Origin of the sequence: Streptomyces sp. NPDC021093, assembly GCF_044333135.1 — a bacterium.
Taxonomy (GTDB): Bacteria; Actinomycetota; Actinomycetes; order Streptomycetales; family Streptomycetaceae; genus Streptomyces.
Window position 1 is genome coordinate 807,993 of the sequence record NZ_JBIRQJ010000003.1, and the last position, 10,910, is coordinate 818,902.

A 10,910-nucleotide genomic window follows, 5' to 3' on the forward strand; every position below is an offset into this window, starting at 1 on the left:
GAGATATAACGCATCGCAGCACCGACGCCGATCCCGAACAATCGCATCAGGTGTAGTGGGTCCGCTGAGACGCGGTCCTCGTCGAGGATGCGGTCCTCGCGCAGCTGTCGAAGTGACAGATCCAGCGAGGGACATGCTCTCTTCAGGGTCCCGACACCGACGCACGGAGAAGTGGGGTCCAGTGCAGTCTGCTGGCTGACCAGCAAGTGAGGGTTGGTTGAGCATGGCCAGCGACGATGGCGCTCTGCGAGCCATTCGGCAACCAGGCAGTGGGTCAGTTCCTCCAGCTGAAGGGTGTGCCGCCGCTGTGGGCAGTGAGGTGAGCGCGGTCTGCAGGGGCAGGGTCAGGATGTCGCCCGGCGCTCCGAGCGGCCCCGGGCCCGCCGCCTCCGTGGCATGGGCGCCCGGGGTGAGCAGGCTGGTGAGGACGGCCGTTGTGGGCCAGGGTTGCCATCGTGCTGCGTACGCGCATCGCGTCCCGCCCTTTCGAAGATCACAGACGTGTGGTGACCTTCGTAGCCGAGGACGTGGCGGCAAGTGGGCGCGATGGCGGGGGAGTTCACCCGCCGGAGGGGCAACCATGATGATCGGCCCGCTGTCCCGCTGTCCCGCTGTCCCGCGGTCAGCGGCCCGGCTTCGGAACACGGTGACCGGGGCGGGGGCCGCCGGCTGAAGCCGAAGGGCTGTCCCGCGACTGCTGGTCCGGGGCTGTCCCGGTTGAGGAAACTGCGTAGCCGCTGAGCTCGCGGCGCCGGTATCGTCCGGGCTCTCGACCCGCCCTACCAACCGTCCACGTTCAGAGAGCGATGCGCATGACCAGCCAGCAGGCAACGACGACCCTGTGGCGCCCGGCCGGCCCCAGGGAGCTGGATCTGGTCCGGCAGCTGAACTGGCGTGCGTGGCCGCCCCGTCTGCCCGAGCAGCCGATCTTCTACCCGGTGATGAACGAGGACTACGCGATCAGGATCGCCCGGGACTGGAACGTGAAGCACGACGGCGCAGGCTTCGTCACCCGTTTCGAGGTCGGGACGGAGTTCCTGAGCCGGTATCCCGTCCAGCAGGCGGGCGGGCGGACGATCCTCGAACTCTGGGTTCCGGCCGAGGAACTGGACGCCTTCAACGCCCACATCGTCGGCGAGATCCAGGTGGTCCACGAGTTCCGCGCCGAGGCGCCCCTCACCGCAGACTCACTGCCGGCAGAGGAAGGGCTGACGGCATGAGAACCGAAGAGGACACGCCACTCACCGAACGGGTACTTCTCGTCGAAAGCCGCGCCAGCCAGGAAGCCCTGACGGCCTTCGCCCAGGGTTTCCCCCAGCGGTCCGCGAACGAGGAAGCGCTCTTCCTCTCGTTCAACTACGCGGACGTCCCCGTGGGCAGACAGTTCGATTGCTGTTTTCGACGTGCAGACCCAAGCGACGCTGTCCGGGCGACGGTCACCGTCGTCGCCGTCACCCAGCAGTTCGGGGCCAGCTGGGACCAGGTTCCACACGGCTGGAAGACTCTCACTCTTCTGAGGTTCGAGCCGGAAGTACCCTCGCTGATCAGAAACCTGCCAGAGGCCTCCGTCTGGTACGAGCAACCCATCTCTGTCTACATCTCGGACACAGCTGCCTGGGAAGCACGAACCGCGAACGAGTAACGACCGCTTCGAAGGCCAGGTCACATGACCTGGCTTCGGGACACGGCAGACGACACGGAGGCCTGCAGCATGTCGGGGGATGGAGCGCCGTCCCGGCAGTAACGGGGGAACCGCCGGGACGGGCATGCCCACCGTAACGAGAAGCGGCCGCCCCCGGGCGGTACGACGCCCAGGCTGGCTCGAATCCACTGCGCCCGCCCCGCAGTGGGCACGTACGGTGCCGATCATGGCTGCCGGTCCGGCAGCACCAAAGGGGAGGGAACCTTTATACAGCTCAAGGACATCAACTGGGGTATCAGCGACATTCAGTGGCACCACCGCCGTGACAGCCACGAGGGCACCGCGGGCGACCCGAACTGGGACCTGGCGCCCGACATTCACTGGGGCTGAGCCATCCTTCCGGCGGGGCCGCAGGTCTGACCCCGGCCCCGCCGGACCCGGCCCGGCCAGACCCGGCCCGGCCCGGCCAGTGCGACATCCTCGGCCGGGGCCGGACCCGTGGCATCCCCGCAGGATGCCGCGGTCCGGGGGATGGTCAGTGGTGACAGCGATGATCACCCGATGACTGGACCGATCATCAAGGCCTTCCGGTACGCCCTGGACCCGACCCCCGCCCAGACGGAGGTCCTGCACCGCTACGCCACCGCCGCCCGCTGCGGTTTCAACTTCGCCCTCGGGATGAAGGTCGCCGCCTACGAACGATGGCGGGCGGGCCGCGACCGCCTCGTCCGCGAGGGCATGAGCAAGGCGGACGCCACCAAGAAGGCCCCGAAGGTGGCCATGCCGAACCGGGACCAGACCCAGGCCGACTGGCGCGCCACCCGCGGACAGCCGTTCACCGGCCCGCTCCGGGACGGCGAGGAACGCCCGCTGCCCTTCGCTTGGTGGGAAGGCGTCAACAACCGGGCCTAGTACACCGCGTTCGAAGACGCCGGCACCGCCTGGAAGAACTGGCTGGACTCCCTGGCCGGCCGCCGCCCCCGATGGGCTTCCCCCGCTTCAAAGCCCGCGGCCGCGCCCGCGAGTCCTTCCGCATCGTCCACAGCCTCAAGAACCCCGACATACGCCTCGACGGGCCCCGCCGCCTGCGGATACCCGGCGGCGGACAGCCCGCCTTCACCGTCCGCCTCCACCAGCCCCCCGCGACCTCACCCGCCTCATCCACACCGGCCGGGCCGTCATCACGAGCATGACCGTCTCCCGCGACGGCCCCCGCTGGCACGCCTCCGTCCTGGCCCGCGTCACCCAGGACCTCCCCACCCGCCCGACCCGCCGTCAGCAGGCCGCCGGGCGCGTAGGTGTCGACCTCGGGGTGAAGAGCGCCCTGGTCCTCTCCGACCCCCTCAGCCTCCAAGCCGGCCAGGCCCCCGTCCTCACCGTGGACAACCCCCGCCTCCTGCAGAACACCGCCCGGGTCGGCACGTCGAAAGCGGCCAGAGGCGCATCCGGCGAGCTGTGTGCGTTCCTCTTCGGGAAGGGTGTGGGTGCAGTGGCATGAGCCTGCGGGGAGCGGGGCGTCAGCGGCTGGGCGGGTCGATATGAGGACGCCTCGGCAGTCTTCAACGCCGACGGCTTCGACTAGCTGCTTCCGAGGTACAGGGGCGGGCGGCCGAAGACGTTCACGTTGCCCGAGCGGCGAGATCGAGAAGATCCCGAAGTCCAAGTTGGCCGAGCACGACTTGCCCTTGGTGGAACCGTCACGCGGACGACCGGCGCCTACGCGCCGTCGTCGGCAGGGCAGACGTCGCCTGAGGCTCAGTCGCGTTTCTTGCGCATCTTCACCGAGGTCGTCTCGTAGCCGAGCGATTCGTCAAGGCCACGTGCGCCGGTGTTGAACCCGGCGACGCTGAGGCCCAGAGTATGAGCGCCCCGTGCCCGGGCGTATTCCTCGCCGAGGAGGCCGAGGAGCATGGCCCTTCGGCCCGGGCCCCGACCACGCTTGTCGGCGTCGATCGCAATGTCCCGGACCCACCAGGCGTCGGCGTCGTCACTCCTGTCCGGTCCGATCCAGAGGTGGCCGACGGCTGCTCCGGCATCGTCGACCACGTCGAAGACCGCGTGATCCTGGGTCGGTGCCCCGGACGGAAAGGAGTGCGCCATGGTCTCGTCCGCCTGCCGGTAGGCGTCCTCGGACGTCTGCCCCAGAGCAACGAGCTCCTGGGCGTAATCGGCTCGACTACGTGAGAGCCAGGCAGGGAAGTGTTCGGCGTCCAGAGGACGGAGGGTCGCAGGCACCGGCCCGGCCTCCCCACCGCCGACGTCTGAGCGGTGTCCCCCCGCTCAGACGTCACGGCACACCATCAACAGGGCAAACGTTGACTGACACGGCACTGGCGGCACAACTCCAGAAACTGGAGGCGCTTCTTGACCGACTTCGCTCTCTGGCTGCGGGGACACAGAAGCTCAGACCTTGGGCTGAGGGTCTGCTGGGGGTGGTCCGTTTGCCGGATCCGTCTCGCGGGCGGGAGGTGTCGTGCTCACGATGACGGGAGGTCCCTTCTCGGTCCAAGGAGTCCAGCATGGGGTTTTCTCACGATCGCGCCCGTTCCCGGTCCGTACTGGCGAACGTCAGCGGCGACGATGTGCTGGAACGCTCCGGCCTTGAGGCGTCCGCAAGGCCGGCGGGCGGGGCGGCCGCTTCCCACGGTGCGCTGGGTGTGCGGGGTTTCGATTCGGTCGTCTTCGCGGTGGGCAATGCCCGGCAGGCCGCGCACTTCTATGCCACCGCGTTCGGCATGTCCCTCACCGCCTATCGGGGTCCGGAGACGGGCCATCGTGACGACTGCTCCTATGTCCTCGAATCCGGTACGGCCCGGTTCGTGGTGACCGGCGCGGCACGTCCGGACACCCCACTGGCCGGTCACGTGGCCGTGCACGGGGACGGGGTGTGCGACGTGCGGATCGCGGTGGAGGACGTGCCGACGGCCTACGCGCACGCGGTGGCCGGAGGCGCCCGCGCGCTGGAGGAACCTCATCGGCTCGCGGACGAGCACGGTGTGGTGGAGCTGGCGGCGATTGCCGCGTACGGTCCGGTGCGGCACACCTTCGTCGACCGCTCCCGCTACCGCGGCCCGTACCTGCCCGGCTTTCAGCCTCGCGCTTTCGCCACCCCGGTGCCCGCCCGCCCCTATTTCGACGCCATCGACCACTGCGTGGCGGCCGTGGAGGCGGGGCGTATGGAGGAGTGGGTCGACTTCTACCAGCGGGTGCTGGGCTTTTCCACGATGACGGAGTTCGTCGATGGGGAGATCGCCACCCGCTACTCCGCGCTGCGGTCCATCGTGGTGGCCGATCCCGCTCGCAGGGTGAAGTTCCCCGTCGTCGAGCCGGCCGCCAGCGAACGTGCCAGCCAGGTGGACGAATTCCTGCGGTTCCACGCCGGCCCCGGCATCCAGCACGTAGCCCTTGCCACCCAGGACATCCGCGCCGCCGTCTCGGCCATGCGACAGGGCGGTGTCGAATTCCTGGACACACCGGACACCTACTACGACGATCCGGCCCTGCCCGGACGGCTTGAGCCCCTGAACGTCTCCGCCGAGGACCTGCGCCACCACGGGATCCTGCTCGACAGCGATACGGACGGCACCCTGCTGCAGATCCTCACCCGCCCCCTGCAGGACCGCCCCACCGGCTTCTTCGAACTGATCGAACGGCACGGCTCCCTCGGCTTCGGGGTGGGCAACTTCGCCGCGCTCTTCCACGCCATCGAGCGCGCACAGGACGGACGCGGCAACCTCACTCCCCGGGCCGAGCCCGCTTCGGCCTCCTGAGTCCGTACGGTCAACGCACTTCGTGTTTCCCTGTGCCGGCAGTCGGGCTGCTGTGCGGCGGCCGGGGGCCTGCCAGCGTCAGCGAGCGGAGGAATGCAGCGATCGCGGCAGTGTCGCGCGGTGGGCGGACGGCTGCCACATGGTGGTCGGGGCGGACCAGGACCGCAAGGCACCGGGCGTGGCGGCGCATGTCCGGGTCGGGAACGGGTTGGGTGTGCAGTACGCCGAGGGCGTCGAGCAGGCGTACCTGTACGAGCGGCCCGAACTCCCCCCGCAGGGCCTCGACGGCCGCGCTGGTCCGAGGACACATGCCGGGGCCGGGCCGATGGGAGGTCAGCAGGAGGGTGAAGCCGCTGTCGGGGAGCGCCCGGTGCAGCGGGCGGCCGGGCCCGCCCGGACCGTCCGTCACGATCAGCCGTGGCAGGAGGGCGCCGGGCACGAAAGCCCGTGCTGCGCGGCGGGCCGGGCCTGTGCGTGGCCGTGCCTGGACGGTGCCTGTGGGGTAGACGGTGCGCAGTCCGGCGAGCCAGGGCACGTAACTGCGGTCGTACAGGCGGCAGTCGGAGCCGATCCGGGCCATGAGATCCCTCGCCCTGGTCTGCCAGGGGCTGCTGAGCATCCACAGCCGGGTCTGCAGTTGGGCCTGGCGCAGGACCGCTTCGGCGGCCGGGCGCCGTTCGGCTTCATAGGTGTCCAGCAGCGTGGGGGCCGCGGAGCCGTGATGGACGAGTGCGATCTTCCAGGCCAGGTTGTGGGCGTCGATGATGGCGGCGTTGACGCCCTGGCCACCTGCGGGACTGTGGATGTGTGCGGCGTCACCGACGAGGAAGACCCGCCCGTCCCGGTAGCGTTGGGCGTGACGGGTGTGCAGGGTGACGGTGCCGTGCCATCCGACATCGCGCAGGGCCAGGCCGCCGGGCCCGCGCTCGTCGACGATGTCCTGCAATTGCTCCAGCGAGGTGGTGCGGTCGCCCTGGGGGCTCTGTCCGAGTGAGGCGAAGACACGGAAGCGGCCGTGTGGCAGGCCGATGAGGACCAGGACGCCGCGCGGTGAGCAGAAATAGTGCAGGGCCCGGTGCTGGAGGGGGCCATCGAGGCGTACGTCGCCGAGCACGAACTCGTCGGCATAGGTGCTGCCCTCGAAGGAGATGCCCAGCAGCCCCCGTACGGTACTGCCGGCGCCGTCCGCCGCGACGACATGGCTGAACAACTCCTCGCGCGGGCCGGTCGCGCCGTGGAGCATGACGGCCACCGCACCTGGCCGGTGCTCCAGGGCGACCAGCCTCGTGGCCCGCCGCACTGGAGCACCGGCCAGCGCCAGATGGTGCGCCAGCGATGACTCAACCTCCGATTGCGGCAGGGTAGTGGCCCGCAGCGGCCCTCGGAACCGGATGTGCCCGATCGGCGCGGTGCCCGAGTAGTAGTGCAAGTCATCGATCGACAGGCCGCGTTCGGCCAGAAGTGTGTCGCCGCACAGCCCACTGACGATGTCCAGGGCCCGCGGCCAGAACACCACCGCCCGGGGCAGGGAGCTGAGGCGTTTCTGCTGGTCCACGCAGACCACGGGAACACCGCGCTTGGCGAGCTCCGCCGTGGCCGTCAGCCCGGCGGGACCAGCTCCTACGACAAGAACCGGCAGTCTGGCTTCGGCGAGCGGGGCGGGTCGCACGAGGGCCTCCTCGGCGCAATGCGGGTGCCCCGGGCAGCGGCGTATCCAGGGACCGACATGCGGGGTAGTCACACCATCACTTACGGTGATGTTTGCTGATATGTCACCACAGTCGCGCCTGACACAGGCCTACGCACGGCAGGCGCCACTCCGACGGGAGCAACTTTCCATGGCCGACGATCTGCTGCAGCGCAAGTACACGCTCAGGTTCCACCAACTGGACGCCAGTGGGGACGGGGTTCTCAGCCGGGCCGACCTGGCAGCTCTCGCCCAGCGTGTGATCGCGACTGCCGGAGAAGCACCCACCTCGGCCAAGGCCGAGGCAGTGCGCCGGGCGGATGACGGCTACTGGCAGGCCGTCGCCGCCCTGGCGGGCGTCGGCGAAGACGGCAGGATCAGCCTTGAGCAGTTCGTCGACGCACTGTCGGCGGCGAACGACCAACATCGCCTCATGGACTTCGCGGCTCCCGCCATCACCGCCCATGCCGCGCTCGCCGACCGTAACGGCGACGGTGTCGTAGATCTGCAGGAGTACAGGAGCGTCTACACCGGCCTCGGGGCCGATGACGCCACCATCGAGGCGTCCTTCCGGCAGCTGGATGTCAACGGCGACGGCGTAGTGACCCTGGACGAATGGCTCGCCTCCGCCACCGACTTCTACACCAGCACCGATCCCCACGCGCCCGGGAATCTGATCCTGGGACAATTCTGAGCCGCGCAGGGCCGGGAACCGGTGTGGTGGCCGATGCTGCGCAGCGTAGGGCGTCCGTCGGCGGTCAGCCGGTCATCACGCTCGCCGGCATTGGCCTCGGCCCGACGGATCCAGCCGTGCAGGGCCTCCGAATGTATGCGAGGAAGAGTTCCTGCGCGAGGTCAGCCCCTGCGGCACCGGTGACGCGTTCATCATAATGATCATGCGCACAGGGGCAGCCACGTGGTGGTCAAGTCCTGATCCCGGACGACCGGCGAAGGGCCAGTGCGAGTTCCCCCCTTGAATACCCTGGCAGGGGAACCGTCGATCGAGCAGCCGTCCATGTCGAGGAGACCGGCTCTGCGGACTTGTGGAGCCGGGGCCAGAGACCGCCCTCGGTCCAGTCCCGCAGGCGCCGCCGGCAGGTCACCCCGCTGCAGCCGATCCGCTCGGCGGGAACGTCCGCCCGGCTCACGCCCCTGCGCACGACGTACACGATGCCCGCGAGGGCCACACGGTCCTTCACCGGCTTGCGGCCGGGTAGCGGTGCCGTTGTGGCGGACGGGTAGGGATCAGCGAGGCTGTCCGCTACCACAAGCCAACAGGTACAAGAGCGTCACCCAACTGGCAGACCCTGCCCGACGACACGCCCAACTCCCGGCCGTCATACCGAACTCATGCAGGAAGGATCACTCCCTGGGCGAGGATCCAGTTCTTGTAGGGGGCGACGGCGGTGTAAATGTCCGGCTTGAGCAGACTGTTGCAGTCGGGTGACGGCCAGGTGGCCAGGGCGGTGACGGCCTTGGCGGGGTTGTAGGCGGGACTGCCCAGGTCGCCGAAGCAGAATCCGCGCGGTGCCACGCGCAGTCCGGCGCAGACCATCGAGGCGGAGATCTGCTGGTCGTTGCCGTAGAGGAGCTGGCACACGCCGTCGCCGACGACGCGGGTGGTGACCTGGCGGAGCGTGGGGGAGATAGAGCCGTCGAGTTGGGTCTCACCCCAGCCGGCCACGGTGAGCTCGGACAGGGACGGGGGCGACGTGGGGGCAAGGGAGGCCGCCTGAGCGGTGCCCCCCAACGTCATGGGAGTGGCGGTACGCAACAACGCGATGTCGTTCGCGTGAGTGGCGGAATCGTAGCTCGGGTGCGAGATGATGCCACTGACCCCTACCACGTTGCCGCCACTGGCGTGGCTGTTCGAGCCGTAGCGGACGTGCAGCGTGCGGGCTGAGGTGCCTGCAACGCACATCGCTGTGGTCAGCACAGCGTCCTCGGAGATGATGACACCCCCGCAGGAATGAGAAGTTCTACCGATGGAGACCGTGGAGGGGAAGGCGCCCGGGGCGGCTTCGCTGCCTCCGACGATGGCGTGGGCGGGGGAGGGTAGTACGCAGGCGGCGAGCAGTGCAGCGCCAGCAGTGATCACCGCCCATCGACGGGTATGCCGGGGGCTGCCGGTCACTGTGGTGCGCGGGGGTGGGTTCTTCGTGTTCTTCATGGTCGTTTGGCCTTTCCGGTTGAACAGCAGTCCCCTGTCATCCGTCGGCTGGTGATCCGGCCCACGGCCTTGCCGGGATGCCCCCAGGGCGACAACCGAGGCCCGACACCTTGGGACAGGCTGTGGAGTTTTGCCTGGATGGGCGTGTTGCACCGGAAGGATGTCCGAGTCGTTGTATGGATATGCCCTGTTAGCCGCAAATGCTGCGAATGGGGGATTGTCCTGGTTGAACTCGGGGCAGCTCAATCGGTGCGAACAGCGCGAGGCCGGCGGTTCGGGTCACGTCTTTGCGAACCTCAGTCGACGGACCCGGCCAATGTCTGACGGCAGCCACATGGTGCGATTCAGCCGGGGCGCGGCGATGCTCCTATCCGGGTCCCGTTGCGACCTGCTGCACTGACCGGCAAGTGAGGTACGTGCGGGCGTGAAATCCTTCGGCCGCGTATGTGTCTGTACGCACTTCCGTGGGTGTCGAGCGGGCTGCAGGCCCGCGCCGCCCGCCCGGCGGGCCTGCAGCTGGGTGTCCGTGACGCCGGTGAACAGCACCCCGTTGACCAGGTGGTTGCGGACCGTGAGGTTCTCCACCACGGACTGCGCACCGGTCACCGTGATGCCGTTCCCACGGCGGAACTCCCCGTCGACCACCACCTTGTTGCGGTCGGTGCCGCGCAGGACGACCCGGTCGGTCTTCATCACCACGCTTTCGCGATATCGGGAGGCCTCCCGGCCTGCAGGGTCGCGATCGCCTCGCGGAGCATCGCCTCGTACTTCTTGTCGTCCGATGCGGAGTCGATGCCGACGGCGCTGCCCAGGCCGATGGTGAGGGTGTCGTCCTGGCGGACCGCGGTACGGACGGCAACGTTGAGGTCGGCCCCTCCGCCCAGCCCGAAGTAGCCCAGGGCGCCGGAGTACACCCCGCGGGCCTCGGTCTCCAGCCGGTCGAGGATCTCCATGGTCCGCTTCTTGGGGCTGCCGGTGACCGAGCCGCCGGGGAAGCAGTGGCGGGCGCACTCCAGGGGCGTGACAGCGGGTTTGAGGCGTCCTTGGACGCTGGAGACGAGATGGTGGGCGGTTGTACGGGACTCGACTGTCATGTACCGCTCGACGCGGATGCTGCCGGTCTCGCAGACCTGTCCGAGGTCGTTGCGCACCAGGTCGACGGCCATGAGGTGGTCCGCCCGGGTGTGCGGGGTCCGGGCGAGGGAGGCGGCCAGGTGGGCGTCCCTCGCGGGGTCCGGGTCCCGTCGCGCGGTTCCCTTGACCGGCCGGCTCTCCACCCGGCCGTCGGGGGTGACGCGCAGGAAGCGTTCCGGGGAGGAGCAGTGCACGGTGAGGCCGTCGAAGCGGAGCAGGGCGGCGTACGGTGCGGGATCGATTCGGCGGAGTCGGCGGTAGAAGGCGGTGTCACTGTCGTTCCAGGGCACCCGCAGTGTGGTGGTCAGGTGCATTCCGAAGCTCTCGCCGCGCATCAGTTGTCGCCTGCACCGCTCCAGGACGTGCTGGTGGCGGTCCCGGGGGCACAGGAGGCCGAGGTGGGCGGCGAGTTCGTCCTCGATCACGGGCAGAAGATGGGCATCGACGTCGAAGTCGTCGAGCGCAACTTGGCAACCAGCGGGTTCGTCCCGCAGCCCAAGAGGTGGG

General features: G+C 69.1%; 12 protein-coding genes and 2 pseudogenes. 8 read left to right on the forward strand and 6 right to left on the reverse strand.

Going from position 1 to position 10,910, the window contains the following annotated elements; translation table 11 throughout:
* The first annotated feature begins 806 nt into the window (after window positions 1–806).
* From ACH4SP_RS12405 to ACH4SP_RS12425, 5 genes and pseudogenes are all read left to right on the forward strand, one after another.
* A complete protein-coding gene (locus ACH4SP_RS12405; protein ID WP_398413469.1) occupies window positions 807–1,220 on the forward strand; it encodes a hypothetical protein in 414 nt (137 codons plus the stop codon).
* A complete protein-coding gene (locus ACH4SP_RS12410; protein WP_398413471.1) occupies window positions 1,217–1,642 on the forward strand; it encodes a hypothetical protein in 426 nt (141 codons plus the stop codon). The genes ACH4SP_RS12405 and ACH4SP_RS12410 overlap by 4 nt, the downstream gene beginning before the upstream one ends.
* Before the next feature lie 561 nt (window positions 1,643–2,203).
* Window positions 2,204–2,554, forward strand: coding sequence for a helix-turn-helix domain-containing protein (locus ACH4SP_RS12415; RefSeq protein WP_398413473.1), 351 nt, complete (start codon window positions 2,204–2,206; stop codon window positions 2,552–2,554).
* 277 nt (window positions 2,555–2,831) lie between these two features.
* Window positions 2,832–3,140 carry a hypothetical protein gene (locus ACH4SP_RS12420; protein WP_398413476.1) on the forward strand — a complete coding sequence of 103 codons (309 nt, stop codon included), beginning with the start codon at window positions 2,832–2,834 and terminating at the stop codon, window positions 3,138–3,140.
* A gap of 54 nt (window positions 3,141–3,194) precedes the next feature.
* A pseudogene (locus ACH4SP_RS12425) lies at window positions 3,195–3,327 on the forward strand (helix-turn-helix domain-containing protein); the annotation flags it as partial.
* Between the two features lie 70 nt (window positions 3,328–3,397).
* Here ACH4SP_RS12425 and ACH4SP_RS12430 read toward each other — a convergent pair.
* On the reverse strand, window positions 3,398–3,877 hold the full coding sequence (locus tag ACH4SP_RS12430) for a GNAT family N-acetyltransferase (protein WP_398413478.1): 480 nt from the start codon (window positions 3,875–3,877) through the stop codon (window positions 3,398–3,400).
* Between the two features lie 284 nt (window positions 3,878–4,161).
* Between ACH4SP_RS12430 and hppD the strand changes: the two genes are divergently transcribed.
* Window positions 4,162–5,412 (forward strand): 4-hydroxyphenylpyruvate dioxygenase, encoded by a 1,251-nt coding sequence (gene hppD, locus ACH4SP_RS12435; protein WP_398413480.1) that lies wholly within the window; start codon window positions 4,162–4,164, stop codon window positions 5,410–5,412.
* 10 nt (window positions 5,413–5,422) lie between these two features.
* Here hppD and ACH4SP_RS12440 read toward each other — a convergent pair whose 3' ends face one another.
* Window positions 5,423–7,081 carry an FAD-dependent monooxygenase gene (locus ACH4SP_RS12440; RefSeq protein WP_398413482.1) on the reverse strand — a complete coding sequence of 553 codons (1,659 nt, stop codon included), beginning with the start codon at window positions 7,079–7,081 and terminating at the stop codon, window positions 5,423–5,425.
* Between the two features lie 169 nt (window positions 7,082–7,250).
* Here ACH4SP_RS12440 and ACH4SP_RS12445 point away from each other — a divergent pair, with 169 nt between their 5' ends.
* Window positions 7,251–7,793, forward strand: coding sequence for an EF-hand domain-containing protein (locus ACH4SP_RS12445; protein WP_398413483.1), 543 nt, complete (start codon window positions 7,251–7,253; stop codon window positions 7,791–7,793).
* A gap of 229 nt (window positions 7,794–8,022) precedes the next feature.
* Here the strand turns inward: ACH4SP_RS12445 and ACH4SP_RS12450 are convergent, their stop codons facing one another.
* The 4 genes from ACH4SP_RS12450 to ACH4SP_RS12465 form a co-directional block, all read right to left on the reverse strand.
* Window positions 8,023–8,367, reverse strand: a complete 345-nt coding sequence (locus tag ACH4SP_RS12450; protein WP_398413485.1) for a transposase — start codon at window positions 8,365–8,367, stop codon at window positions 8,023–8,025.
* An 80-nt stretch (window positions 8,368–8,447) separates the two neighbouring features.
* Complete coding sequence (locus ACH4SP_RS12455; RefSeq protein ID WP_398413486.1) at window positions 8,448–9,269, reverse strand: serine protease; 822 nt, start codon at window positions 9,267–9,269, stop codon at window positions 8,448–8,450.
* A 279-nt stretch (window positions 9,270–9,548) separates the two neighbouring features.
* Window positions 9,549–9,968 (reverse strand): hypothetical protein, encoded by a 420-nt coding sequence (locus ACH4SP_RS12460; RefSeq protein ID WP_398413491.1) that lies wholly within the window; start codon window positions 9,966–9,968, stop codon window positions 9,549–9,551.
* Window positions 9,962–10,738, reverse strand: a complete 777-nt coding sequence (locus ACH4SP_RS12465) for an anthranilate synthase component I family protein (protein ID WP_398413555.1) — start codon at window positions 10,736–10,738, stop codon at window positions 9,962–9,964. Before ACH4SP_RS12465 ends, ACH4SP_RS12460 begins: the two co-directional genes overlap by 7 nt.
* Between ACH4SP_RS12465 and ACH4SP_RS12470 the strand changes: the two are divergent.
* Window positions 10,712–10,910, forward strand: a pseudogene (locus ACH4SP_RS12470) (hypothetical protein); the annotation flags it as partial. The gene ACH4SP_RS12465 and the pseudogene ACH4SP_RS12470 sit on opposite strands and share 27 nt — an antisense overlap.

Coding starts and splice junctions, on each gene's coding strand:
- ACH4SP_RS12405 (WP_398413469.1), top strand. CDS start 807: ATGCGCATGACCAGCCAGCAGGCAACGACGACCCTGTGGCGCCCGGCC.
- ACH4SP_RS12410 (WP_398413471.1), top strand. CDS start 1,217: ATGAGAACCGAAGAGGACACGCCACTCACCGAACGGGTACTTCTCGTC.
- ACH4SP_RS12415 (WP_398413473.1), top strand. CDS start 2,204: ATGACTGGACCGATCATCAAGGCCTTCCGGTACGCCCTGGACCCGACC.
- ACH4SP_RS12420 (WP_398413476.1), top strand. CDS start 2,832: ATGACCGTCTCCCGCGACGGCCCCCGCTGGCACGCCTCCGTCCTGGCC.
- hppD (WP_398413480.1), top strand. CDS start 4,162: ATGGGGTTTTCTCACGATCGCGCCCGTTCCCGGTCCGTACTGGCGAAC.
- ACH4SP_RS12445 (WP_398413483.1), top strand. CDS start 7,251: ATGGCCGACGATCTGCTGCAGCGCAAGTACACGCTCAGGTTCCACCAA.
- ACH4SP_RS12455 (WP_398413486.1), bottom strand. CDS start 9,269: ATGAAGAACACGAAGAACCCACCCCCGCGCACCACAGTGACCGGCAGC.
- ACH4SP_RS12465 (WP_398413555.1), bottom strand. CDS start 10,738: ATGCGCGGCGAGAGCTTCGGAATGCACCTGACCACCACACTGCGGGTG.